The sequence below is a fragment of the Nocardia sp. TBRC8007 genome (genome assembly GCF_056629435.1).
In genome coordinates, this window is record NZ_JBWSOR010000006.1 from 49,577 (window position 1) to 74,387 (window position 24,811).

General features: G+C 62.2%; 24 protein-coding genes, 1 tRNA gene, 1 other RNA gene and 1 pseudogene. 11 read left to right on the top strand and 16 right to left on the bottom strand.

Annotated features, from left to right (window positions below; translation table 11 throughout):
* The first annotated feature begins 13 nt into the window (after window positions 1-13).
* Together ACX4ZE_RS08615 and ACX4ZE_RS08620 are read left to right on the top strand one after the other, a co-directional pair.
* Entirely contained in the window at window positions 14-1,129 is a 1,116-nt protein-coding gene (locus ACX4ZE_RS08615) for an ATP-binding protein (RefSeq protein WP_480272801.1), read from the top strand.
* A complete protein-coding gene (locus ACX4ZE_RS08620) occupies window positions 1,126-3,960 on the top strand; it encodes a DUF5682 family protein (protein ID WP_480272802.1) in 2,835 nt (944 codons plus the stop codon). The genes ACX4ZE_RS08615 and ACX4ZE_RS08620 overlap by 4 nt, the downstream gene beginning before the upstream one ends.
* A gap of 8 nt (window positions 3,961-3,968) precedes the next feature.
* Here the strand turns inward: ACX4ZE_RS08620 and ACX4ZE_RS08625 are convergent, their stop codons facing one another.
* The 4 genes and pseudogenes from ACX4ZE_RS08625 to ACX4ZE_RS08640 all read right to left on the bottom strand — a co-directional run bounded on the left by ACX4ZE_RS08625 (window position 3,969) and on the right by ACX4ZE_RS08640 (window position 7,253).
* On the bottom strand, window positions 3,969-4,283 hold the full coding sequence (locus ACX4ZE_RS08625; RefSeq protein WP_480272902.1) for a transposase: 315 nt from the start codon (window positions 4,281-4,283) through the stop codon (window positions 3,969-3,971).
* 73 nt (window positions 4,284-4,356) lie between these two features.
* Window positions 4,357-4,494, bottom strand: a pseudogene (locus ACX4ZE_RS08630) (helix-turn-helix domain-containing protein); the annotation flags it as partial.
* A 393-nt stretch (window positions 4,495-4,887) separates the two neighbouring features.
* Window positions 4,888-5,655, bottom strand: coding sequence for an ETX/MTX2 family pore-forming toxin (locus ACX4ZE_RS08635; RefSeq protein WP_480272803.1), 768 nt, complete (start codon window positions 5,653-5,655; stop codon window positions 4,888-4,890).
* Window positions 5,656-6,944: 1,289 nt separating this feature from the next.
* Window positions 6,945-7,253: a transposase gene (locus ACX4ZE_RS08640; protein WP_480272804.1), complete on the bottom strand. Its 309-nt coding sequence runs from the start codon at window positions 7,251-7,253 to the stop codon at window positions 6,945-6,947.
* Window positions 7,254-7,462: 209 nt separating this feature from the next.
* On the opposite strand from ACX4ZE_RS08640, the gene ACX4ZE_RS08645 reads away from it, so the two are divergent.
* Entirely contained in the window at window positions 7,463-8,233 is a 771-nt protein-coding gene (locus ACX4ZE_RS08645) for a helix-turn-helix domain-containing protein (protein ID WP_480272805.1), read from the top strand.
* Window positions 8,234-8,381: 148 nt separating this feature from the next.
* Here ACX4ZE_RS08645 and ACX4ZE_RS08650 read toward each other — a convergent pair whose 3' ends face one another.
* A complete protein-coding gene (locus tag ACX4ZE_RS08650; protein WP_480272806.1) occupies window positions 8,382-8,819 on the bottom strand; it encodes an Hsp20/alpha crystallin family protein in 438 nt (145 codons plus the stop codon).
* A 130-nt stretch (window positions 8,820-8,949) separates the two neighbouring features.
* On the opposite strand from ACX4ZE_RS08650, the gene ACX4ZE_RS08655 reads away from it, so the two are divergent.
* On the top strand, window positions 8,950-9,333 hold the full coding sequence (locus ACX4ZE_RS08655; RefSeq protein ID WP_480272807.1) for a MerR family transcriptional regulator: 384 nt from the start codon (window positions 8,950-8,952) through the stop codon (window positions 9,331-9,333).
* A 616-nt stretch (window positions 9,334-9,949) separates the two neighbouring features.
* On the opposite strand, the gene ACX4ZE_RS08660 is transcribed toward ACX4ZE_RS08655, so the two are convergent.
* Complete coding sequence (locus ACX4ZE_RS08660; protein ID WP_480272808.1) at window positions 9,950-10,279, bottom strand: site-specific integrase; 330 nt, start codon at window positions 10,277-10,279, stop codon at window positions 9,950-9,952.
* Window positions 10,280-10,463: 184 nt separating this feature from the next.
* Here ACX4ZE_RS08660 and ACX4ZE_RS08665 point away from each other — a divergent pair, with 184 nt between their 5' ends.
* Window positions 10,464-10,829, top strand: coding sequence for a VOC family protein (locus tag ACX4ZE_RS08665; protein WP_480272809.1), 366 nt, complete (start codon window positions 10,464-10,466; stop codon window positions 10,827-10,829).
* 307 nt (window positions 10,830-11,136) lie between these two features.
* On the opposite strand, the gene ACX4ZE_RS08670 is transcribed toward ACX4ZE_RS08665, so the two are convergent.
* The 3 genes from ACX4ZE_RS08670 to ACX4ZE_RS08680 all read right to left on the bottom strand — a co-directional run bounded on the left by ACX4ZE_RS08670 (window position 11,137) and on the right by ACX4ZE_RS08680 (window position 13,401).
* Window positions 11,137-12,024: a class I SAM-dependent methyltransferase gene (locus tag ACX4ZE_RS08670; protein ID WP_480272810.1), complete on the bottom strand. Its 888-nt coding sequence runs from the start codon at window positions 12,022-12,024 to the stop codon at window positions 11,137-11,139.
* Window positions 12,025-12,367: 343 nt separating this feature from the next.
* Window positions 12,368-12,440, bottom strand: a tRNA-Ala gene (locus ACX4ZE_RS08675).
* Between the two features lie 223 nt (window positions 12,441-12,663).
* Window positions 12,664-13,401 carry a DsbA family protein gene (locus ACX4ZE_RS08680; RefSeq protein ID WP_480272811.1) on the bottom strand — a complete coding sequence of 246 codons (738 nt, stop codon included), beginning with the start codon at window positions 13,399-13,401 and terminating at the stop codon, window positions 12,664-12,666.
* A 9-nt stretch (window positions 13,402-13,410) separates the two neighbouring features.
* On the opposite strand from ACX4ZE_RS08680, the gene ACX4ZE_RS08685 reads away from it, so the two are divergent.
* Complete coding sequence (locus ACX4ZE_RS08685) at window positions 13,411-13,548, top strand: hypothetical protein (protein ID WP_480272812.1); 138 nt, start codon at window positions 13,411-13,413, stop codon at window positions 13,546-13,548.
* Here ACX4ZE_RS08685 and ACX4ZE_RS08690 read toward each other — a convergent pair.
* From ACX4ZE_RS08690 to ACX4ZE_RS08705, 4 genes are read right to left on the bottom strand one after another with little or no spacing between them, the layout of a single operon-like run.
* Window positions 13,521-14,897, bottom strand: a complete 1,377-nt coding sequence (locus ACX4ZE_RS08690; RefSeq protein ID WP_480272813.1) for an MFS transporter — start codon at window positions 14,895-14,897, stop codon at window positions 13,521-13,523. The two genes, ACX4ZE_RS08685 and ACX4ZE_RS08690, sit on opposite strands and share 28 nt — an antisense overlap.
* On the bottom strand, window positions 14,887-16,530 hold the full coding sequence (gene pgm / locus ACX4ZE_RS08695) for a phosphoglucomutase (alpha-D-glucose-1,6-bisphosphate-dependent) (protein WP_480272814.1): 1,644 nt from the start codon (window positions 16,528-16,530) through the stop codon (window positions 14,887-14,889). The genes ACX4ZE_RS08690 and pgm overlap by 11 nt, the downstream gene beginning before the upstream one ends.
* Window positions 16,531-16,577: 47 nt before the next feature.
* Window positions 16,578-16,799: a hypothetical protein gene (locus ACX4ZE_RS08700; RefSeq protein ID WP_480272815.1), complete on the bottom strand. Its 222-nt coding sequence runs from the start codon at window positions 16,797-16,799 to the stop codon at window positions 16,578-16,580.
* On the bottom strand, window positions 16,796-16,939 hold the full coding sequence (locus ACX4ZE_RS08705; RefSeq protein ID WP_480272816.1) for a hypothetical protein: 144 nt from the start codon (window positions 16,937-16,939) through the stop codon (window positions 16,796-16,798). Before ACX4ZE_RS08705 ends, ACX4ZE_RS08700 begins: the two co-directional genes overlap by 4 nt.
* A 465-nt stretch (window positions 16,940-17,404) precedes the next feature.
* Here ACX4ZE_RS08705 and ACX4ZE_RS08710 point away from each other — a divergent pair, with 465 nt between their 5' ends.
* Together ACX4ZE_RS08710 and ACX4ZE_RS08715 are read left to right on the top strand one after the other, a co-directional pair.
* Window positions 17,405-18,085 carry a TetR/AcrR family transcriptional regulator gene (locus tag ACX4ZE_RS08710; RefSeq protein ID WP_480272817.1) on the top strand — a complete coding sequence of 227 codons (681 nt, stop codon included), beginning with the start codon at window positions 17,405-17,407 and terminating at the stop codon, window positions 18,083-18,085.
* Window positions 18,086-18,138: 53 nt separating this feature from the next.
* Entirely contained in the window at window positions 18,139-19,437 is a 1,299-nt protein-coding gene (locus ACX4ZE_RS08715) for a D-arabinono-1,4-lactone oxidase (RefSeq protein WP_480272818.1), read from the top strand.
* Between the two features lie 44 nt (window positions 19,438-19,481).
* Here ACX4ZE_RS08715 and ACX4ZE_RS08720 read toward each other — a convergent pair whose 3' ends face one another.
* Entirely contained in the window at window positions 19,482-20,228 is a 747-nt protein-coding gene (locus ACX4ZE_RS08720; RefSeq protein ID WP_480272819.1) for an SIR2 family NAD-dependent protein deacylase, read from the bottom strand.
* Window positions 20,229-20,496: 268 nt separating this feature from the next.
* Here ACX4ZE_RS08720 and ACX4ZE_RS08725 point away from each other — a divergent pair, with 268 nt between their 5' ends.
* From ACX4ZE_RS08725 to ACX4ZE_RS08735, 3 genes are all read left to right on the top strand, one after another.
* Window positions 20,497-20,910: an arsenate reductase ArsC gene (locus ACX4ZE_RS08725; RefSeq protein ID WP_480272820.1), complete on the top strand. Its 414-nt coding sequence runs from the start codon at window positions 20,497-20,499 to the stop codon at window positions 20,908-20,910.
* Window positions 20,911-21,119: 209 nt separating this feature from the next.
* On the top strand, window positions 21,120-21,662 hold the full coding sequence (locus ACX4ZE_RS08730) for a thioredoxin family protein (RefSeq protein ID WP_480272821.1): 543 nt from the start codon (window positions 21,120-21,122) through the stop codon (window positions 21,660-21,662).
* 139 nt (window positions 21,663-21,801) lie between these two features.
* Window positions 21,802-22,731, top strand: a complete 930-nt coding sequence (locus tag ACX4ZE_RS08735) for a hypothetical protein (protein ID WP_480272822.1) — start codon at window positions 21,802-21,804, stop codon at window positions 22,729-22,731.
* Window positions 22,732-22,766: 35 nt separating this feature from the next.
* On the opposite strand, the gene ACX4ZE_RS08740 is transcribed toward ACX4ZE_RS08735, so the two are convergent.
* Together ACX4ZE_RS08740 and ssrA are read right to left on the bottom strand one after the other, a co-directional pair.
* Window positions 22,767-23,678, bottom strand: a complete 912-nt coding sequence (locus tag ACX4ZE_RS08740; protein WP_480272823.1) for a phosphotransferase — start codon at window positions 23,676-23,678, stop codon at window positions 22,767-22,769.
* 714 nt (window positions 23,679-24,392) lie between these two features.
* Window positions 24,393-24,763, bottom strand: a transfer-messenger RNA (tmRNA) gene (gene ssrA, locus ACX4ZE_RS08745).
* Window positions 24,764-24,811 lie beyond the last annotated feature (48 nt).

Genomic DNA, 24,811 nt, shown 5'->3' on the forward strand with positions numbered 1-24,811 from the left:
GAGACCAATCATCATGACCGCCGTTTTGCGTGCCCCCGCCGAAGTCAAGTACGCCGACGAACTGGATTGGCTGGAGTCCATCGACGACGGCCCCAAACCGTTCGCGTGGCGGCTGAGCCCGAAGATGGTGCGGCTGTTCATTCTCGGCTCCGAACGCGCCGATGGACTGGACCGTGAGGTGGAGCAGAAGTGGTTCGGTGACCGCAGCTTCGTCGAACGCAGCATTGTCACCCTGGCCTCGGACCGAGGTCTGCTGCTCATCGGTGATCCTGGTACCGGCAAGAGCTGGCTGGCCGAGCTGCTGTCCGCGGCTATCAGCCGCAATTCCACACTGGTGGTGCAGGGCACCGCGGGCACCACCGAGGATCACATCAAGTACTCGTGGAACATCTCCATGGTCATCGCCAAGGGTCAGTCGCGGGAGTCGATGATCCCGTCCCCGATCATGACCGCCATGGAGCAGGGCGTGATCGGCCGCTTCGAGGAGCTCACCCGCTCCACCAGCGACGTACAGGATGCGCTGATCTCTATCTTGTCGGAGAAGTATGTCTCGATTCCAGAACTCGACGACGACAACGTGGTGTTCGCGCAGCCGGGCTTCTCCATTATCGCCACCGCCAACAGCCGCGACCGAGGCGTCAACGATCTGTCCTCAGCGCTCAAGCGGCGCTTCAACTTCGTGCGTATTCCGGTCGTGTCCAGCAAAAAGAGCGAAGCGGAGATCGTGCGCTTTCGCACTGCGGAACTGCTGCGCCGCCATTCCATCGAACTGGAACTGCCGCCCACGCTGCTGGACATCCTGCTGGAGAGTTTCGCCGATCTGCGCGCCGCCGCGGCCGCCGCCACCAGTGACGACGACAAACTGGAGTCAGCGTTGTCCACCGCCGAGCAGATCGGCGTGCTAGAGGACGCCATCCTGCACAGCCAGTTCTTCGGTGAGAAGGTATTGCGTGCCGAAACTTTGGCAGGTTCGCTGATCGGGTCCCTGACCCGGCGCACGCCCGAAGACCTGGCTATTCTCAACAAGTACCTGCACGGTGTGGTCGAGCCGCACAGCAAAGGCAAGGGAAACGCCGCCTGGGGCGAATTCCTGGAGGGCGGCCGGGCCGCAATCGCGAGGCTGTCGTGACCGTCTCCGATACCAGAAACACACCGAATACCTTTGCCGCGCTGCGGGATCAGCTGGCAGACGCTGCCGTCGCATTCGCAGGTACGCCAGGGGCGGCGGGCGACATCCTGGCGGGCATGGTCGACGATGTCGACCGGGCGATGTCGGAGCGGCTGGAGATCTTCCCGGTGTGTCACCACTCACCTGCCTCCGGTCTGGCCATGGTGCGGCGGCTGCGCGAAAAACAGCCGAGCGTTATCTACCTGGAATTGTGCGAAGACATGCGGCCGCTGCTGGACGAACTGCGCAACTGTCGGTTGCCGGTGGCATTGCAGGCCTTCGCCACCGATATCAAAGGTTTCCCGGCGGAATGGGCACCGTTGTCGGTAGTCGCGCCGATTACCGAATCCTCGGCCGAGTACCAGGCCATCGCCTACGCGCTCGACACACCGGGCGTCGAACTGGTGCTGGTGGATCGTTCCACAGATCACGTCTTCCAATGGGCTCCCACAGCGGAGGAATCGCAGTCGGTGGAAACCCCGGCCGACGACGAGCAGCCCGAGGACAGCGGTCTGCACGGCGCCGCAGTCGGCATCGAAATCGGTGATCTGCGACCGCGTTTCGCTGAGCTGGAAGAACACCTGCTGCACCACGGCAAGGTTCGGCACTGGTCGGAATGGTGGGACCAGTATGTCGAGCAGCCCCTCGCGGATACCGACTACGACACCTACCGCCAGGTCATGGTGATGATCGGCAGTCTATTCCGTCGGCTGCGGCGTGGCAGCACCGCAGAAGACAAGGACCGCGAACGGTATATGTGGACCCGTATGCGGGAACACTTGGCCGCAGGCGACATCGATCCGACACGAGCGCTGTACGTGTGCGGCGCAGCCCATGCGGCCAGCCCGGTCGAACAGTTCGGGCTGGACTCGGACGCGCTGTTCGAGATCTCGCCGCGCTCGGCCACCACATGGCATTACGGTCTGATTCCGTCCAGTCACTCTGCTATCGAGGCACAGTTCGGGCTGGCCGGCGGTGCGGTATCGATCGCGGCGGCTACCTGGGCGAAGGGATTGCGGCGCGGCACATTGCAATCGTTCCAGCTGGAAGGCCAACAGGGGACGAACAAGAGCGCCAAGAAGAAGAGTGCCAGGAAGCTGCCGCCGCTCACTGCCGAGCCAGAAATCGCAGTAGTGAACCATCTTTCGAGCTTCTTGTCCCGACCACCGATATTGGATCCACTCGATGAGGCCGAGCTCCTGGAATGGTCGGTAGATATCGTCCGACTCGCCCGACGCAACGGCTACCTGGCCAGCACCGCCGACGCGATCGCCATCTTCGAGACCTCGATCCTGCTGGCGGGCTTGCGTAACCGCACCCGTCCGACGCCATACGACTTCCAGGACGCGGCCGTCACTTGCATCGAGAAGGATCGGGTACCGGGACGGCGCGATATGCGGCGGCTGTGTGAAATCCTGCTCGGCGGCGACCGCATCGGTCGAGTCGGATATGCGGCGCTGCCGCCGCTGGCCCGCGATGTGCTCGACCGGCTGGAACCGCTGGGACTGGATCTGTCCAAGCGGACGCTACAACGCGCGCTACTGGACCTGAAGGCGAATCCGGATCTGCGGCTGTGCTCGGATCTGCTGTGGCTGCTACGCAGGCTGCTGCCGCAGGAGGCGCTGCGGCCCATCATGGGCTCGCGCGGACTCGGTGAGACCTCGATTCAGGAGAGCTGGGATATCGGGCTGGGCAAATATCAGCGGGCGCTGGTAGAGCTGGGCTACGAAGGCGTATCGGTGGAGCAGGTGCTGGAGCAGCGCCTGCGGCGTGCGGTCGCCGTACCAGAAGCGACAGCGGCCGTGGCGCTTGGCGCGGTCGAGGACGCGCTGGTGTATCTGGGATCGGTCCGACTCGCCGACGAGCTGGGAAATCGTGCAGTCCAACTCCTCTCCACAGAGCGGACATTGGACGATGCTCCCGTCGTACTGCGACGCATCCGTTTGCTGCTCAACTACTTCCGCTCCATGGAAGACGGTTTGCCCTCGTGGTGCCAACGATTCGTGACAGCTGGGTACGCGCATTACTGCACCCTGTTGCCCACCGCCTTCGCCGCCGAGGAAACCGGACCGGCACAGGTAGCGGCCGTGCTGGGCTTCCTCTTCGGAATGGAGAACCTGGCACTGTCACTGGGCTGCGATCACACCCAGTTGGAATTGGCGGTGCTACAATCGCGTCCGGAGGCGCCAACGAAAGTAGCCCTGTTGTGGGCGGCGCGGTTTCAGCTCGGCATGCTGACCATGGCCGAGCTGCGCGAGCGATGCGACGGAATGCTGGCCAATCCGTTGGTATTACCGACGGTTCCGCAGTACGTGAGCGGTTTTGTACAGGCCATCGACCCAGCTCCCGCATTGAAACCTTTTGTGGTCGAGCTGTTGTCGAAAGCATTCGGCACCCTGCCGGACGCAGTGCTGCTGCCGTGGCTACCGAAGCTCATCACTACCCTGAAAGATCAGGCGGGCGAACTGATCCCCGGACTGATCCTGGAAGTGGGCCGCACGTTCCCCGGCGCACTGCCCGCCGTGGATGCCTTCGTACCACCTTGGTCGGCCGAACACGCCACGGCCGCAGCGCCGACGGTAGCGACGCTGCGTGGGGCTGCCACCGAACTTCTGACCGCCCACCCCACCGCCTGCGACTCGCTCGCTGGACTGCTCGGCATCCAGAGTGGATGGAAGGAGGCCGGACCTGCTGGAAACCACGATGTCATCGGTTTACTCGACCGGTTCCCCGTTACCGCCACCGCACTGGCGACGCAGCTCGCAGCCCATTTCAGCGAGAACGAGGAATAAACGTGGGGTCAGTTGGTTATCGAGCCTTTCGGTGTGATGTCCATGAGTGTGCGTCCGGTTGCGGCGAAGCATCCGTCGATGAGGCTGTGACGGTATCGGATTTGTCGTAGACCGTGGCAGAGTGTGTGCAGCAGATGAGTCGATACTGTGAATGCGTTGTCGGCCTGGCTATTTCGCTTCAGTAGTGACCAGACGCCCTCGACCGAGTTCGGCTCGGGTACATACGGTGGTATCTGGTAGCAGTCGGTCAAGTCGTGGGTGTCGATGAATGTGCGTAGGTGGTCGTCGCGGTGCATGTTCAGGTTGTCCCGGACCAGCAGCAGTGAAGGCCCGGTTCATCAGGTCTTCAGGAGTGCTCACCGCAAGTTCGGGTGACCACGCCGTTTTGCTTCTGGGCAAGCCGAACAGCCCCCGCTCGTCCATGATCGAGGTAACCAGCTTGTGGTTGACGATCATCTCGCACTCGGCCGGCAACGCGGCCTTGATCCGGCGTTTGCCGTAAAGTCCGCCGGACTGGGCATGAATCCGAGATATCTCATCGGCAACCGATGTTCTTGCGAATCATTCTTGTGGACAACGGCTGCCGCCGCTGCCGTAGAAGCGCCGGTGGATGACCGCGCGGTGTCCACTGCGATCATGTTTGTGCTGACCAGCGGCTCCGAGTCGATACGGAACGTGGGGTGAGCTGAGGAGGGCGGCTCTTCCGGCAGCAAGATGTGAAACATCAACTCACACATCCACCACGCCACCGAAAGAACCACCGTGTCTCACCGTAATACCCTGCTGACTGTCGAGGCCCTCATGCGGATCGAGCACCTGCGACGGACACGGAAATGGTCGGCACAAAGGATCGCCCCCGAGCCGGCAGTCGAGGACAGACCGGTATCGGTGCGGATCGAGGAACCGCGGCGAGTATGTGCATGCAGATCAGAATGCATTGAAGGTTCGTGTCAAGGTTTTCGGCGCGGGTGCGTTGGGAGCGTCCGGTTTGATCGAAATCTTGACTGCGAAGTTCGCTCCGTAAGTGGCGCTGTAGGTTCCGGCACCCTTGAAGTTCAACACCTGCCTGGCATCGTTCAGCGAGAATCCATCTCGTAGCGGCGGAGGCACCCTGCGATCAAAGGTCGTGTGCTTATCGTTCGTCAACCTGATCGTCTTATAGATCTGGAATGGAGGGAAGTATCGTACGGGACCCACCGCATTACGACCTTGTAGGTTGCTGATGGAGCCGCCGATATCGGTGTTCAGTTCGACGTTTCCCGTGGCTACCGACTGCTGCAGCATGACGGAGACCGTGGCTGTGGAGTGGGGAGGAACCGTGACGGTCTGTCCGGGAGCGGTGTAGGTCGACGACTTGGATGTCGAGGTGCTATTCGTCTGGCTGAAGCTCCAGGTCGTATTCAGTTCGGCACCCACCTGCAGTGCTGTCCCGAGATTCAGCGTGGCCAATACCTTGGTCCAGACTTCGAACCCGCGCGTAACCGATGTCGTTGTCGTGTTGGCCACGGTCTTGGAGAAGCTCTGGCTGGTCATGGTTTGTGGCTGGTCACTGGTGTTCCGCAAGGTCGACGTGCCTGCGAACCACTGTTTACCCAGAGTGATTCTGGGTTTTCCCGCAAGCGCCACGGAGGAATGAGTGAACGTCACTTTACTGGTATCCGCAGTCTCGTAGTCCAAGATCTGCGCCCTGAACACGTCTTGGAGTCTGGGGAGCTGTGGGCTGCCCGCATGCGCAGGAATTGCCGGCAGGAGGGCGGTAGATATCGCAGATACCATTCCGACAGCAATACTGATGCCACGCTTCATTGTCCGATCCTTCTGTCTTTGTTCAATTCTTGAGTACTTCAGGCGCACGGTAGGTGCTCGCGGCGTACACGAGGTCCGCAACGACCGTGTCGACTTCCTTCCGGTATCCCGGCTGAAAGTCGTAACGGGAAGAGATTCGCGCGGTAGTACATAGCGTCCGCAATACCGCTTTCCTTCAACACCTTTCCGGCGGAGATCAGTAGACACGACCCCTTAAGTTATTGTCAGCTAAATTTATTTTTGTTCATTTTTTTCACAGCGGTCTCCGGTCGTGACATGATCACGAGTGGGCAGCAATTCGGACGCTCCACACAGTTGATTTCATGACTGCAGATCGAATTTCCTTGTACTGCATTTGTTTTTGGGTTCTGCCGCGTCTTTTGTGCGAGTCAGCGCACCGAGGCGAGCTGCCCAACGCGTACAAGAGTTCCTGGTGAGTTCGCACCTCTGGTACTGAGCCTTTATCCCCGTGCGGTATAGACCTCGCAGTCCTGTAGAACAGGAATGCCTTTGGCGAACACTCCAGTCCTGTGCGGGCAGCACTGCGGTTTGTGCAGCACCTTCCAACTCTTCAGCTGTGCGTTCGCGCGTTCGCCCCGACCTCGCCGCCGCGCATACGCACGGTCGGCAGCCTTCCGCGATTCGGGCTCGGCACATCCCTTGTACTCGATGGGCAGACCATCGATACCGTGGCACCCCTTGTTCGCCAGCACAATCAGCCCGCAACGACGAACCGGGACCCGTACCGCGGTGGCACGTCACGTCAGGGGCGACCGACCCGAGTCCGCCACCGAATTCATCGATGCGCTGCCGCCTCGTCCACCGCGACGGGTGGGCCTGTCCCGCCTTCTTTTGCCGTGGCGGCAACAGCTCCAACCATGCTCACTGAGTGGCGGTTCAAGTACGCTACGCTGGTCCCGAAAACTCCAGTAGATCACCGATTTTCATGATCTTCTAAACCACCTACCCGAGACCTCCCCGTACGCCGACGCGAGCGACAGCATTCAAAACAGTTGAGGGTGGTACCGCGCAGCGGCGCCACCCTCAAAGGGCTTCGACACGGACCCTAACCGGTATAGGGATTGTAAATACAACAGTCGGGTGGCCCAGGGTATCTCAACCCGGGCCACCCGACCGTTAACGGCAATACCGCGCAGTTTGGGTGAGTGCCTGGGATGTCAACCGTTAACGAGGATCTCGACTTGGATTAGGGCGTAGACCTCCTGGATGACGAGTTCGGGTTGGCGGGCGCGTAGCGCCCGGCCGCCGAGGATGCTGTATTTCAGTTCGAAGTAACTGGTTTCGATCTCCCACCGCTGGTGATAGAGCTCGGCCAGTTCGGCGGCGCGGTAGCGGCGGGGGTCGGTCAGTGTCGTGATCAGCTGGTAGCGCTCGACGCGCTGGATGACCCGGCCGTCACGGGTGCTTGTGATGAGGATTCGACATCGACGACCCGTACTCGTGTCTGGCCGATGCAGGTCAGCCATGACCCGACCTCGAGGCGGGCGAGGATCGGCATCTTCCGTCTGATCTGGCCACGGATCAGTAGCTGTGCGCCAGTCGCGGCAGCGGCAGAGATGTCCTTCGCCGCGTCGAAGTTCCGGTCGGCCAACAGCAGTGTCCCCGGACCGAGACAACCGAACAGGTCTAAAACTGACGAAGGTCGTTGACACTGTGGGCTCCTGAAAGGAGTTCCGTGCCCGAACGTGTATGGAGTGAGAAGGATCTGGTCCGGCGTGCGAACGGGCGCCTAGCGGTGCTTCGGCATGCCGAGGAGGTCAGCGGTAACGTGGCCGCGACCTGCCGCTACTACTGCATCAGCCGCAACATCTTCTACCGATGGAAGCGCCGCTACGAGGACGAAGGGCTCGACGGGCTCGAGGATCGCTCCAGCGCTCCGCTGCACTGCCCGACCGTCACAGAACCCGAGGTGGTCACCAAGATCATCCACTTGCGCCAGCACTACCACTTCGGTCCGATGAAGATCACGATGTATCTGCAACGCTACCACGATGTGTCGATCAGCCAGTCCACGGTATGGCGAATCCTGAAGCGGCTGAACATGAACCGGCTGCCGGCCTCACAGCGCTACAAACGCCACAAGCAGCGCTGGAAGCGCTACGAGAAGCAGCGCCCCGGCCACCATGTGCGGATCGATGTGAAGTTCATCGAACCGATCACCACCGCGGCCGGGCGGCGCAAGAGCTTCTACCAGTACATCGCCATCGACGACCGCCCCCGGCCGCGGGCGCGGCGTATCTATCCCCGCTCGGACCAGAAGACCGCGATCCAGTTCCTGGACTACGTCCTCTCCCGGCTGCCGTTCCAGGTCGAGAAGATCCAGACCGACAATGGTGCGGAGTTCCAGTCGGTCTTCCACTGGACTTTGTGTCCGAATGTCCGCGACAGGCATCACCTCACTTCCACTCGTCATCGGATTCCGTCTCGGGCCCGTCCATACACCTGAGGCGGGTCACGCTGTCGGACCGACTCGGGGGTGGGACGCCGCCCGTGAAGCCGGTCCGCGACAGCTTCTCGATGGTCTCGGTCTTCACGGGACCGGGCACGCATATCGCCACAGGGGGCATCATGGCCCTCTCGTGATGCCGCCGGGGTCAAGCGTCGATCGTCCGATGCTCGTCGTGGTAGTGGGTGATCTCGATCTTGCGGGGTTTGGCCTTCTCCGCGACTGGGATCACCAGGCGCAGGACTCCGTCGCGGTAATCGGCGCGGATGGCATCGGTATCGAGGTTCTCCCCGAGGAACAGCTGCCGACTGAACACACCTCGGGTGCGTTCCGCGGCGATCATCGACCGGTCGGGATTCAATTGCGGGCGCGAGGCGCGCACGGTCACCACGTTGCGTTCGATATCCAAGTCCAGGGATTCCGGGTCGATGCCGGGCAGGTCGAGTTCGGCGAAGAACTCGTCACCTTCGCGCCAGGCGTCCATCGGCATCACCGCCGGACGTGCCGACGTGCCGAACATCTGCTGGGTCAGGCGATCCAGATCCCGAAACGGATCGGTGCGCATCAACATGGTCGCCACTTCCACTCACTCCATTCTCAATCAAAGACGCTCAGATAATCTCTGTCATCTGACTTAGATTATTTTTAGCACTCTACTGAGAAGAGTGCAAGTGTCACTCTGAGGTAACCTGAAGGCATCGAAAAAGAGGAGTTGGATGCTGGATCGACACGACCACCTGCCCCGTACCGGTGGCGATCACCGACCCGGCCCAGGGCAGGCGGTGTACGGGATCTCGGTGGCCGCCGAGCTGGCCGGAATGGGGGCGCATTCACTGCGTCTGTACGAGCAATACGGTCTGGTCACCCCGGCCCGCAGCGCAGGAGGCACCCGCCGCTACAGCGACGACGACCTCGCCCGGCTGGCGCGCATCGCCGCGCTGGCCGGCCAAGGGATCAACCTCACCGCGATCGCGCGGATTCTCGACCTCGAGGACGCCATCACCGCACTACGTCACATCAACGCCACGCTCACCGCCGAACGCGACCGACTCCGCAACGCTCGAGCGGATCCACCCGGTTCCGCACCACATCACCCGTGATCTGACCACCCTGCGCCAGATCGAACACATCCAACAACACCCGGTCGTACCCGCCCGCGCCGAGACCATCGCCACCGACCTGCGTACCGAGAACACAGCTAGACCAAGGTTTCGGCTACGTCGAACTCCCGTACGACACCGTAGACAGTCCAGTGATCGATCGGAATCGCTGCACGAACCAGACCAACCAGATCGAACACCTCACCCGAACCGGGCCATCCCCGCACGCGTGGGGATCAAGCGCCCACGGCCGCACACAGCAGACCTCGTACAGGGCTCATCCCCTCGTACGCGGGGACCACCACGCATAACACGGGCCGCGGGTGATGTAGATAGGCTCATCTCCGCGGGCGCGGGAATCACCCCGACTTCAAGGCGGGTCGGCTGACCACATCGGGCTCATCTCTGCGTGCGCGGGAATCGCTCTTCCTGACCAGCAGAGATTCTGTCAGGTCTGTTGATTCTCATTCGGTTTCCACCGAATCTCAATCCTCGGAAACGGAGGAGGTGTCGGTACGTAGCTAGCTGTAGACAGTTTCGCGGCTGATGCCAAACGCACTGACCCGTGCGGCTTTCGGCTCCCCGTCGACGGCGCGAGTGCGTAGCTGGCGGGTTTTCAATGGTGAGGTTCGCCCAGGTCCACACCGTTCCTCGCGGCATGCTGGTAAAAAGCACTCACCACCGAAAGCTTCCTGTTCACTGTCGATTCCGTGTAGTAGTGCTCCACCGACGGCAGCATAGCCACCGCCCCATTTCGAGCCAACGGCGGACGGCGTAGCCAGAACACGAACTCCGCGACGTCCTCCGAATGGACCGCCCGCCAGTCCAGCTCACACCGACCAAGAAAGACGAAACAGTCCTTCAGATCATGCGCATATGCCTTGACCATGTTCGTCGACCGCTCGATATCGGTCAGATACGCCAGATACCGCTCGACCGACACCACCGGCCCATCATCACCCGACAGTTGGTCCGCGACAGCGGGCCAACCACCTGAGTTCTCAGACGCTCTTTGAGGCAGGGATAAATCGCTACTGCAGCAGTGGACGTGGCGGGTACGGTGTGGCTGTGGCCGGTGATCGCGTGCAGCAGCGGCTTACGGAGACAGACGCGCGGACACGAAGGAGCGAATGGTGCCAGGCGCTGTACTACGAGGGGTGACTTTGGACTGTGCCGACCCGCAGGTGCTGGCGGGCTTCTACGGTGCACTGACCGGTATGCGCGAGCTTTTCAATACGGACGATTTCGTCGCTCTGACGGACGGCTCCGGCTGTGATCTGGGATTCCAAAGGGTTGACCGATACCGGGCTCCGCAGTGGCCGGGTCAGGACGTGCCACAACAGTTCCACCTGGATTTTCGCGCTGACGACCTCGTTGCGATGGAAGATCTGGCGCTGGAACTCGGCGCGGTCAAACCGGCCCATCAGCCCGGCGACGGACGCTGGCGGGTACTCCTGGATCCGGCTGGCCACCCCTTCTGCCTGACGTCTTCCTGACATCCCCGGTGTCTGACAGGTATCCCCGCCAGACACCGTAGCGCTCAGGCGTAGGGGCGGTTCATCAGCTGCTGGCCACCTTGGAGTGGACATGGTGTCTGCTGTGCTGGTCGCAGCCACTCATCTATAGCTCTTCTGGCCTATGTGGCCGCTCCTCACCGACGGATTGGACATCCCTGAATACTGTTCGTGCAGTTCGACACCACGATCAGGCGGGTCATCTATCCACCGAGACCTTCATACCACCAGCCACCGAGCATGACCCCCGCAGACCCTTCAGACCTAAGCCGCAGTAAGAAATTCGAGACTAACGCACTGCGGTCAGATACCTCGGTTGCCGCCACAGCTCGATGAGCTCCGCCGGGAGCTCTGGTACCGGCCGACCGTAGGATGTGGCCAATTCGGTCGTTATGAGGGCTTCCACCGACCAGCCGTTACTGGTCAACCATCGCGCCGGATCCGCCCGTTCATCATCGTAGAACAGCTCGCTCGTGTCCAAATCGTTGAACGGGCTCATATCGATGTACTTCGACGTGACAGCCATCATGCGATAGAAATCGGCTTTCGTCACGGAATTCTCCACGCTGAGCCGGCTGGCGGGCGCGGAGAGCTGGTGGATCCGCTCGAACAAAGCGTCCTGTGCGGCGCCGGGAAGATAGGGTAGCAGCCCTTCCGCAGACCACACGGTGGGTTCACCGGGATCGAAGCCTACCGCGCGGAGGGCAGTGGGCCAATCGTCGCGCAAGTCCACCTCGACTACTCGCCGATCTGCCTTCGGCTGCGCATGATGTTCGGCGAGCACCCGCTGTTTGAACTCCAGCACCTTCGGCTGGTCGATCTCGAATACAGTTGTCCCCGCAGGCCAGTCGAGGCGATACGCTCGCGCGTCCAACCCCGCAGCCACGATCACCGCCTGCCGGATACCGCTCGCCGTGGCCGACAAGAAGAACTCGTCGAAGAACTTCGTCCGATAGCCCATGAAACCGGGAAGAAGCAGCTTCCCAGGCAACGATGCGGGGTCGGCAACTATTTCGATATAGCGCCGATCACCCGCAGCCTCGATGAACAGTGCCGCGTAATCATCCTGGATCAGCGGATCGGGAGAAGTCGTCTCCAATGCCCGGAACACCGCGACCACCAACGCAGTGCGCCCGACACTGCTGACAATGTCCCATTCGTCTCCATCAGTTCGCATAACCGGATACCTACCGATCTTGTCGACAGACCTGGGCGTAACAGCCGACCGGAAATGACGGCGAGCGGGGCCGCGCACTCGAAGAAATCGCTCCGAGTCACTCACCCGCATCAAGCTGGAATCGCCCAACTATTCGCGATTCTACGACGACTCACCCCTCCCCCTGGAGTAACGGCATTCGTACAGCAACTCGGAGTCAGTAGCTAAGTAGCATGGTCATGCTCGATGTCGATCTGCTTCGATAGCCCGATGGTCGGCTACTGAGCGCCAGTCGATGGGTAATGGCCGCAGGAATACAGAAGGCCAGGCCCGAGGATTCTTCGGGCCTGGCCTTCTATTCGAGTGGAGCTAAGGGGACTCGAACCCCTGACCCCCACACTGCCAGTGTGGTGCGCTACCAGCTGCGCCATAGCCCCTGATGGCTCACGCTCCGGGTGTCCCCGTCGTGCTTGAATGAAGTTACACCAATGGTGTGTCGGCAACCAAATCGCCTCGATCGAAGTCGCCATCATCTCGCCGTACCAGATTCGGCGTATCGCTGCGGATTCCTGTTCTCAGCACGCACAGTGCGCCGCGCCCGCCGCTATGTGGTCGGCGTGGTGGCGCGGCTTATGGCCTGCGGCACGTTCCGCCCACCGGTCAATCGGTGAGCGAGGTCACCCAGCTCTCGTCCTTGGTGTCGATCCTGGTCGCGCCGTCGAAGACCGTGGGAGTGGCTGCCGGTTTACCGAGGGCATTACCGAGAGCGGCGGTCTGCGCTGTCGCGTTGGCGCGAGCGGCATCGACCTCGGCACCGGTCGCGATGCACTGCAGCGCCGATTTCGGTGCTCCGGCAGCGCGGGCGAGTTCGGCAAGCTTCTCATTGCTCAGATCGGCGCCGCCTTCGCTGGGGCGCTTCGTGGTGAACAGGTCGGTGTGGAATCGGGAGAAGACCGGACCGGATCCCGCTTCGGCGACACAGCGGCTCGCGGCCACGGCGCGGGTGGAGTAATCCTTGCTCCGCGAGCGGTCGTCCAGGAAGTTCACCAAGCGATAGCGCACAGCGAACGCGCCCTCGTCGATCTGCTGGGCGATCTCCTGCCCATAGATGCGCTCCAGGTGGCCGCAAGCGGGGCACAGCGGATCTTCGAAGATCGTGATGGTCTTCTTCGCCTCCGGGCGACCGAGCAGAATCGAACCGTCCTGCTCGAGTACTGTTCGCACCTCGGTATTGCGCACCGGGCCGTAGCCGTCGTTGCGGACTGCCACTTCGTCCTGCCCCCACTGGAATGCGGCGATGACAATCAATACGATCAATGTAACAGCGACCGCGCCCAATGCGTAGGTCGTCGTATTGGACATCGGCCGCGGTGTGTAGTTCGAACGCGATTCGCTCACAGGGATACTGTGCCGCAACCGACCGTCTATCCAGCATTCGGGCTGGATGTTCCTGGTTCCGGCGGCCGGATGCGGCATGCGGGCACCGTCGGCACCCAACTGGCAGATATCTACTTGCGTTATGAAGCCTCCCGCACCGCCTCCTGATCATCCGCTACCGCTGCGCGCTCCCCGCGGCCACTCCCGGATCCGGTGATGACAGGCGCGGCGGGCACTGCGTGTTCGGTCCGGACCGATCGTGATGCAGCGTCATCCATACCGCGCTTACAGTCGGCCCCTGGCTCCGGTCGGACAGCGTCCCTGCGACGCAGTGGCTCGGGAACCACGGCCCAGGCAATCGCAGCGAGGGCGAGCAGCGCACCGGTTACGCCGAGCGCGAACCCGTAGGAAAGTCGCTGCGCAAGGGCACCGATGACGATCGGACCGATAACAGTGCCGAAGTCGGCGGCCATCTGGAAGCCTGCCAGAACAGGGCCGCCGCGCGCCGCAGGACCAATGATATCGGCGACAGCGGCCTGCAGAGTAGGAGTGAACATGCCGGAACCGAGCCCGGCGAGGAAGGATGTGGCCAGCAGCCACGGAAAAGTCATCGCCAGACCGAGTCCCGCGGTGCCCGCTGCGCACACCAGCAAGCCGACGATCACGAACGGTTTTCGTCCCCACCGATCGGACGCGCGCCCCGCGGCGAACAAGACTGAGACATTGCCCGCCGCGAAAGCCGTCAGCGCGACACCCGCCATTCCCGGTGCTCGGTGCAGCACTTCTACGACCAGTAGCGGCACCAACGCCATCCGCACACCGAACACAGCCGCGCCGTTGGCGAAATTCGACAGCAGCACCGCCCGGTATTCCGGTCGCGCCCATCCTTCGCGAAAAGACATCAGGCGCACGCCGCCGACCGGCTCCGGAGTGGCCAATGTCGAATTCCGCAAGCTCAGGTATACCGCAACAGTCACGCCGAGCAGCGCGAACGCGTAGATCACGAACGGCCAACGCAACCCGAGCCCGGACAACGCACTACCAACCAGCGGCCCGCTCACCGAGCCGACCAGGAAGCTGGTCGACCACAGCCCGGACACTCGGCCACGGTGGTCGGACGGCGACAACCGAATGACCAGCGCCAGCGACGAGACGGTGAACATGGTCGACCCGATGCCGCCGAGCGAACGCAGCACCATGAGTTGCCAGTAACTTTGAGCTGCGGCACTGGCTCCGGTGGACAACGCGACGATCAACAGCCCACCGAGATAAACCGAACGCTCCCCCAGCCGTTGCACCAGCCGTCCACTCGCCGGAGCGAACAGCAAGCGCATCAAGGCGAACGCGGAGACGATCGCCGAGGCGGCTGCCACACCGACGCCGAACCCGCGCGCGAACTGAGGCAACACCGGGGCTACCAGACCGAATCCGATGGCGATGACGAACGCGCCCCCGAGCAGCACCCAGATTTCGACCGGCAGCGGCTCGGAACTCTTGGCCGTCGATCTATCGGACACCGGACAGCGCCTGCCCCACCAATTCCTCCGCGGCTGTCCGCACCCCGGCCAAGTGTTCGGGGCCATGGAACGATTCCGCGTAGATCTTGTACTTGTTCTCGGTACCGGAGGGACGAGCGGCGAACCACGCGTTCTCGGTGGTCACCTTGAGGCCGCCCAACGGCGCGCCGTTGCCCCGTGCTCGAGTGAGCACTTCGGTGACCGGCTCGCCGGCGATCTCCCTAGTAGTGATCATGTCCGGAGTCAACTGCGCGAGCAACCGTTTCTGTTCCGCGGTGGCCGGGGCGTCGATCCGCGCATATGCGGGACTGCCGTAGCGGCGTTCGAGTTCGATGTAGCGCGCAGACGGGCTCTGGCCGGTGACCGCGGCGATCTCACCCGCGAGCAACGCGAGCAGAATGCCGTCCTTGTCGGTGGTCCACACACTGCCGTCCATCCGCAGAAACGACGCGCCCGCGCTCTCCTCTCCACCGAAAGCCAAACTGCCGCTGAATAATCCTGGCACGAAGAACTTGAATCCGACCGGCACCTCGTGTATATCTCGGCCGAGCACCGAGACCACACGATCGATCATCGATGAGGTCACCGCAGTCTTACCGATCTTGGTCAGCGCGTCCCAACCCATCCGGTTGGCCACCAAGTACTCGATGGCCACCGCCAGGAAATGGTTCGGGTTCATCAACCCGCCATCGGGTGTGACAATGCCGTGACGGTCGGCGTCGGCATCATTCCCGGTGGAGATATCGTAATCGTCCTTGATCCCGACCAGCGAGGCCATCGCATATCGCGAAGACGGGTCCATCCGGATCTTGCCGTCGCTGTCGAGTGTCATGAACCGCCAGGTGGGATCTACACATGGGTTGACGACTTCGAGTTCGAGGTCGTAGCGCTGGCCGATCTCCTCCCAGTAGTCCACACTGGCGCCGCCCATCGGGTCGGTGCCGAGCCGGATGCCCGCGCCGCGGATCGCATCCAGGTTCAGCACGTTGGGCAGGTCGGCGACGTAATGATCGAGGTAGTCGTAGCGCTGCACGCCAGTTTTCCGCGCACGCTGCAGGATGGTGCGTCTGACTTCGGTGAGCCCATCGCGCAGTAGCGCGTTGGCACGTGCGGCGATAGCGTCGGTGGCCGTGTTGTCGGCCGGGCCACCGTGCGGTGGGTTGTACTTGAAACCGCCATCACGCGGCGGGTTGTGCGAAGGAGTGACCACAATACCGTCGGCCTGGTGGATAGTGCCGTTGCGATTGTGGCGCAGCACAGCGTGACTCAGGGCGGGTGTCGGCGTGTATCGGTCGCGCGCGTCGATCATCGCGGTCACGCCATTGGCTGCGAGTACTTCGAGCGCGGTGGTCCACGCAGGCTCGGACAGGGCATGGGTGTCTCTGGCCAGATAGACCGGCCCCGTGATGCCGCGGGTAGCGCGGTACTCGACGATCGATTGGGTGATCGCGAGGATATGCGCCTCGTTGAAGGAATTGTCCAAGCTGCAACCACGATGTCCCGAGGTCCCGAAGACCACACGCTGTGCCGGGTCCCGCATATCCGGCACGCGGCTGTAGTAGGCCGTCACCAGATGTGCGATATCTTCCAGATCAGTAGGACGTGCGGGACGCCCAGCTCTATCGCGGGCCATGCTCGGGTCTCCCTTCCCTATCGGCTGCGCCCGGCTCGTCATCAGAATCATGTCCACGACCATTCGGTCGCTACCGGCCCCGCAGCCACGTCGCTCGTCTTTGCGGCCGAACGGATGTTCTCACGGCCGAACCCGAGCGATATGGTCGGCGCGACGCGGAAACCTGTCCCTGCGGCGACATACCACGGAGCACCGGTCTCCGCGCTGCTCGGATCGCCGAACCGCGCCGAACCGACGATTCCAACGGCCGAACCGACCGGCGCCGTCATCGCTTACCTTCCTGCCACAGCACATTCTGGTGCGCCACCGGCGCGCGCCGCCAGTCGCCGTCCGCCTCGGACAGCACGGTGAGCCGCGTCGCGGGCCACCGCTGTCCCCACGTGGGAGAACTCCTTCGCGAACCACTCATTGCCTGACCCCCTTCGGTCGTGCCGTTCCCGTCGATCGCTGAGCCGAACTACGTACCACCACGCCATATCGAGCCGATCACCGACGTCCTGCCGCTACCCCCTAGCGGATAGGACGTTCTGCACGACCATGCTCGATCCGAGGAGTCTACGAACCTCGACGGCCGGGCTGAACGGGTGGTGTGGTTATGGTGCGCCCCGAAACAGAAAAATGGGCTCAGCAGCCTCTTGGCTACCCATGCCGTGGCAGCCGGAATCCTCGGGATTCCGGTTCCCTATCAATGATGAAGCAGCCCATGACATTGCCTGTGCGCCGGACGGAAAACCTCTATACGAACGCTTCGATCGTTTCCGGACAGAAGTACGCTGTCGCCGCGAACCGCACGTTATCCACTCGACTGAAGAAGGTATCACAATAACGGAGATAGTCTCTCCACTTAGTCCGAAAGGTTGGTAGAATCAGGGACGTGAATCACGCCACGCTCGCCTCTTCGCCCCGGCGCCTGCGGGCCGATGCCGCGCGCAATCAGCAGCGAATCATCGCTGCGGCGCGCGAACTGTTCGCTGACCACGGACTCGAGATCACTCTTGATGACGTAGCCGAGCGAGCTGGCGTCGGCGTCGGCACGGTCTACCGCCGCTTCGCCAACAAGAGGGAACTGATCGTCGAGGTCTTCGAACAGAACCTGAGCGATTTCGCCGACGCGGCCGACGCCGCCTGCCGCAACCCCGACCCCTGGTTCGGACTCGTCGAATTCTTCGAATACGCATGCAGGCATATAGCCACCAACCGTGGATTCAGCGAGGTAGTCCTCGAGCTGGAGGACGACGAGGCCAACCGCTTCGCCATCGTGCGCGACCGAATCAAGCCCGCCGCGACCGCCCTCTGCGCCCGCGCGCGCGACGCGAAAGTTCTCGCCGAGGGCATCGAGCCCTCGGACTTCTTCGCACTCATCCATATGGTCGATGGCGTCGCCGAATTCGCCAAGCCGGTCAATCCCGAGGTATGGCAGCGATACATGGCCATCGCACTCAATGGCGTGCGCGCGGATGGCACACCCCGCCGAGATCTCGCAGTCCCGCCGCTGCGCGACGAAGAAGTCGAGCAAGCCAAACAACATCTCAACTGCTCGAGCCGCAAGAAATAGCAGAAACGCGCTATGAGTAGCGCAGGCCACGAACACTCCGTAAAGTTGGTCACATGACCAACTCGTGGGTGAACTGGGCAGGTGATCAGCACTGCACCCCTTCGACCCTGGCTACACCGCATTCTGCCGACGAAGTAGCCGATCTGCTCAGTACCGCTGAGGCCAACGGGCATACCGTGCGAGTAGCGGGCGCAGGACATTCGTTCACTGATACCGTCCTCACCGACGGTACTCTGCTGAGCCTGGAAAAGCTGAACCGCGTTCTCGATATCGACCGGGAAACCGGCTTGGTCCGGGTCGAGGCGGGCATCACGCTGAATGCCACGAGCAACACCCTGCACAAACACGGTCTTGCCTTTCCCAACCTCGGGGACATCGATGTGCAGACCGTGGCAGGCGCTACCGCCACCGGCACCCATGGCACCGGATCGACTCTGCAAAACCTCTCCGCCGCGCTGCATTCGGTAGAGTTGATGCTCGCCGACGGCAGCCGGGTCGAGCTGAACGAGCAGAGCGATCCCGACGGCTGGCGCGCGGCCCGGGTCAGCATGGGCGCCCTCGGCATCGTCACTGCCGTGACACTGCGGATGGTTCCCTCCTTCGTCCTGGAGGGCATCGAGCGCCCGATTCCGGTGGACGATGTGCTTGCCGATCTTGATTCCTTCCTCGACGGCAACGAGCATTTCGAGTTCTACATGTTCGCGCATAGCCCACTCGCCATGACCAAACGTAATAATCGTGTGGCTCTGCCCGAGCAGCCGCGCAGCAGAGCGGTAGACTGGTTCGCCGATATCCTGCTGTCCAACTATGCGTTCGACATGTTGTGCAGACTAGGCCGGCGACAGCCGCGCCTGATTCCCGTGATCCAACGCAGCGCAGCCCACGCAGGCAGCTATCGCCGCCAGGTGGATAGGTCCTATCGGGTATTCGCCTCGCCACGGCTGATCCGATTCACCGAGATGGAATATGCCATCCCCCGTGCGCACTCCGCCGACGCGATCCGCGAGATCAAAGAACTGGCCACGAAATTCGACACGCCGATGCCTATCGAGGCTCGGTGGGTTGCACCAGACAACGCGTTCCTCTCCCCGGCGAGCGGGCGCGATACCTGCTATATCGCGGTACATCAGTACCGCGATATGGAGTTCGAGCCGTATTTCCGCGCCTGCGAGGCGGTCTTCAACCGCTACCAGGGACGTCCGCACTGGGGAAAACGCCATTTCCAGACTGCTGAGTCCCTGCGCGAACGCTATCCCGAATGGGACCGGTTCGCTGAGGCGCGCCGCCGCTTCGATCCCAAAGGACGTTTCGCCAACGCCTATCTCGATCGGGTACTTGGGCCGATCGGCTGAACTGGAGCCGCTGGAGTTGTCCGACCACGATAGGCGGAGCGGGCTCAGCCTGCGAGAATCTCCGCGACCAGGCGAGGCACGGCAGTCCCGATGGGATCGCGGATGATCTCGGTGGCCATAGCGTCGTAAGGCGTTGGTTCGGCGTTGACGATGACCAGGTCGGCGCCGTTGCGGACAGCGATCGAACACATCGACGCGGCGGGTTCGACCTGCAGCGAGGTTCCGATGGCCAGGAAGATATCGCTGGTTCCCGCGGCGATCGTCGCCTCAGCAACAATCCTGCGGTCCAATTCCTGGCCGAACATGATGGTAGCGGCCTTGAGAATACCTCCACAGTCCGGACACGGCGGGTCGGGTTCGCCCTCGGCCACGCGCGCCAAAGTGGCGGTCATGGTGCTCCGGTACTCACATCCGATACAGACCACATCGAACATATTGCCGTGGATCTCGATCACTCGCTCCGGCGAGAACCCCGCCCGTTGGTGCAGACGATCGATGTTCTGCGTAATGATGGTGACCGCCCGGCCTGCCCGCGCCAAATCCGCGAGAGCGATGTGCGCGGGGTTGGGTACAGCCTGCCATGCCGGGTTGTCCCGCCGAGCCAACCAGGCTCGCTCCCGTAGAGCTGTATCGGCCACATAGCTCTGATAGGTCGAAAGCAGTTCGGCGATCGGGTCCGTCGTCCACACCCCACGCGGGCCACGGAAATCCGGGATGCCCGAATCGGTCGAGATACCTGCGCCCGTGAGCACCCCGATCCGGCCGATACGACTGCGCCACTCGATGGTCACATCTGTCAAGCGTAGAGGCCACGGCGACCTCTGCAACCATGGCTGACCCGAACGGGAGCGTTCTCCGCTTCGCTCGAACTCGGTCGACCGGGACCTATCCCGATGACCACGTTCGTCGCCTATCGCATCACGACTGCGCGGTAACGATCCACTGTGCGCTGGTATACGTATCTCGTACGCTACGAAAATGTTTCGCCTCTGAAACATGCCGGACGGCGGATCCGGTAACTGGCGCACACCTGCTCCATCGCTCCTCGAAAGGGTTCCCATGCCTCACAAACCCAGCGTGCTGTTCGTCGGCGTGCACAACGCGGGTCGTTCGCAAATGGCCGCCGGGCTCCTCACCGCACTCGCGGGGGACCGATTCGATGTACGATCCGCGGGCAGTGCGCCCACAGAAACACTCGAACCAACTGTGCTCGACGCCATGGCGGAGGTCGGCGTCGACCTCTCCGGCCTGCTCCCCAAACCACTCACTATGGACACAGTCGGTATCTCCGACGTCGTAGTCACCATGGGATGCAGTGACGTCTGCCCGTTCTTTCCTGGCATCAGCTACCGCGATTGGATGCTGCCCGACCTTACCGACCAGCCCATCGACGTGGTGCGCGCCATCCGTGACCGGATCCGCATCCTGGTGGAGAACCTGATCGCCGAACTGGTCCCGACGCCTACCCGCTGAGCCCCGCCGGACCTGATCACGAACGTGTCCGCATGGTTCGGGACCATGACCGCACCGCTGCTCGAGTTTCCGATACGACCCTCGGCTCGCCGCCACGCCGAACAAACTCGACGCCACGCCGAGCGACAATTTATTGGTAGATTTCCGGCGAATCGGACGATACGAGGTAGGCTCCCGCTGTCGTCTTCGATCCTGACGGAAGGCACACCATGGCGCAAACCTCTCTCATGGTTCCCCTCGGCACGGCGCTGCCCGACTTCGCTCTTCCCGACCTCGACCAGCAGATCTACACCCGTGCCGATTTCGAGGGCGCACCGCTGCTGGTTGTCTTCGCTTGCAACCACTGTCCTTATGTCAAGCACATCGAGGCAGCTCTAGGCGAACTGGTCGACTCACTGGGGCCATCCACCGTGGCGATCTGCACCAACGACGCGACCGCCTATCCGGAGGATGCGCCGCTACGGTTACGCGACCAGGCGATCCGAGCCGGCTGGACATTCCCCTACCTCATCGATGAGACCCAGAGCGTGGGACGAGCGTTCCGTGCCGCGTGCACCCCGGATTTCTTCCTCTATGACGCGAATCTCGAACTCGCCTACCGCGGCGCTTTCGACGAATCGACACCGGGAAATGGCAAAGCATTGACAGGAAACGACTTACGCGCCGCCATCGAGGCCGTGCTGGCGGGCAACCCTGTTCCCGAACCCCACCGGCCGAGCATGGGCTGCTCGATCAAATGGAGGGACAATTGAGTGCCCTGTTCCGCGTGCACGCGCGCTACACCGGGATGGGTCACCTCGGCCGCACCACAGCCCGCATACTACGAACGCGAGCCACCCGATCAATCGGCCGAACTCGAATTCCGCTAAGCTAGCCGGAGATTCGGAAGGGGTGGGAAGTTTGGCCACGATCGTCCTCGTGCACGGTATCGCACAAGAACAGGGCTCGGCCGATACCTTGGAGGGGCGCTGGCTGCCCGCCCTCGCAGGTGGCGTACGCAACCACGGCGCCAAGGAGCTCGCGGATCGGCTGTGGCGCAATAACGCCCCCGGCAGCCTGTCAGCGCGTATGGCATTCTATGGCAATCAGTTCCTGGCCGAGGGGGCTCAAGGCGTAGGAACCGAACTCGACGACGCACAGCTCGATCTCATGGAGTCGCTCGCCGAGGAATGGCTGGCGACAGCTGTCACACACGCAAGTGACAAGCGCGACCGCGCAACCGCCTTCCGTCTCGGCACTCCCCCACCGCCGGACGCGGTTGCGCAGGGCATGCGGGCGACGCTGCGGCCCGCCATCAACGCGCTGATGCGATTGCGCTGGTTCGCACCATTCGGTTTCGGGCTGGCGCAGAAGTTCGTGATGCGCTCCCTGTCCCAGGTCGTCCGCTACTTCACCGACGAGACGATCCGGGAGTACGCTCAACGACAAGTGCTCGACCAGATCGGTCCGGACACCCGGCTCGTCATCGCGCACTCTCTCGGCAGCGTGGTCGCCTATGAGGCCCTGCACAGTACCGAACACCCGGTCTCCTTGCTGACCATGGGCTCACCACTGGGGCTGCGCACCGTGATCTACGACAGGCTGCGTCCACAGCCACCCACCGTGCCGAGGTCTGTGACGAATTGGCACAACCTGGTCGATGAGAACGACCTCGCGGCGGCCCACCTCGAACTCGCTCGGTTCTTTCCACCTTTCCCCGGTGCAACGGTCACCCCGATCACCGAGCAATACGTCGACAACGGATCTTCACCACACGACTCCACCAATTATCTGACCAAAGCCAGCACCGGCGGTATCGTGGCAAAGGCTCTCGGACACTGAGTGATTCGAGGATACTGAGTGATTCGAGATTTCGGTTAGTCCAGGTCACCCCATCCAGGCCACGGGCGCATTCCCATATCTCCACGCAGATACGCCAAGCGGCGAACCGCTTGTCGCTGGTAGATCGGATGCTCCGCCGCAGCTGCCATCGTGTGCAACGCCATGCGAAACTCTTGGATGTCGCGCAGTAGGTAGAAACCATCCCAGCGCGTCACGTCATGCCCATACCCCCTACAGAAGTCAGCGTACTGTGCGGCATTGATCGAAGCCAATGTCCAACATTCGATCGCAGCGTGCACCAGGTCCCATTCCGGTGGGCCGATCACCATCCGCCCCAATCCGGCCAGGATCACCTCACCGTCATCGGTGACCACCACGTCGTCGTCCCAATCGGCGGCGTGGATCACCGACCAAGACCTGCCCTGCGGCAAGGCCTTCCATCGACCTCGAAGTTCTTCCACATGTGCACGCATCCACCGCCGATCGTCCTCGGACATCGTCCGCGCGGCGGCGATATCTTCCTCCGCCCCCGCCAACGGGGCCAGCCGACGCAGCTCGAACTGCGGCAACGGCAGCTGGTGCAACCGCCCCAACACCCCCGCGATCTGCGCGAGTGTCCCGGAGTGATGTGGAGGCAGATCCCGCCAAAAAGTCACCGCCCGACCGTCGACCATCACCGGCTGCGGAATATCCGGCACTAGACGCGCCGCAGATACCCCGCACGCATCTAGCCAGCGAGCCACGGCCACCTCCCGGCCGGCCACCAGCTTCTTTCCCCGGCCGCCGATCCGTGCGACTACTCCGTCGTGCAGCTTGTATACCGTCTGGGGCCCCACGACCTCGGCGCCTCCGGCATCGATCCCGACGCTCATACAGGCGGCCCACAAAATCGACCGCATACCGTTTTCCGGGACGCCCGACGTCATGTCGACCCCCAGCGTCCCCACCGACCCCTGCTCCCTATCTGGGAGCAGTAGTACTGCATCTCGGCTTCGAACGTCATAGCAGCCATCCAGATATTAGGGGGCAAACACTAATTTTCCCTGCTCAACAGAAGTTACCACCCAATGCTACTCACGATTAGCAATCGATCAGAATCCTACCGATTTGACTTAAATGTCCGAATTGTCGGAATGGTGGATACGTAGCAGAGCACCGAAACTACTCCATCGACGACCAGAAGCGTCCACACTGATTCGATCACCATCCGACACACCGAGATCTATTGTGCTAAGAAATTTTCGACCGTCAGCACAACACCTCTGTCGCCGTCATCGGCGGACAGACAAGGGAAATAGCCTGCGCACCAATTGTCCACAAACTTCGACCAGCCCCGACCCAGGTACTCGACCCCAGCGTTCCAGTGCGCCTCGCGACTTACTGTCGAGTGAAAATCCATTGCGGTACATCGCATATCGAATATCAGCACCTACGGCCGTCCGCGCATGAGCGCGATCACGAACAAGAAGTTGCTCTCAGTGAGTGGCTGCCATTTGTCGTAACTTGCCCACGGTAGTCAAATGGTGGCCTAACAGTGTTCTGGTGCCACCAAATCACTCCGCGCACTCAATCGTAACCACCGTCGTCATATCCAATCGGCAAAGTTCTGACGAGAGACATAAGAAAAGGCTCCGCAGGTCTTTGACCTGCGGAGCCGTTGGCTGTGGAGCTGCCGGGAATCGAACCCGGGTCCTCCGCCGTGTTTCCAGGGCTTCTCCGTGTGCAGTCCGCTGTGTCTCTACTCGGATCTCCGGATCCCGCGAACAAGCCCGGATGACGATCCCAGTCGCTGTTCGATGTCCTGTCCCACTCCGCGACCGAGCCGAACAGTAAGCCCTCTAGCTGATGCCGGCACCGGAGCCGAGGGCATACTCCGGGCCGACAGAGTCGCTCTGCTGATCAGGCAGCTAGAGCGTACTCGCGCTGATGAGAATCGGCGCTTAATTGGTCGCAACGACGCTTACGGTGGTCTCTTGCCTGCACCGACACGCTTCCCCTGAATCTACGTACGCAGTCGAAACCGTTCAGCCCCGTACGCCCCGGCGCCTTGCCGGGCTGCTAATGATAACACCGGCCAGCA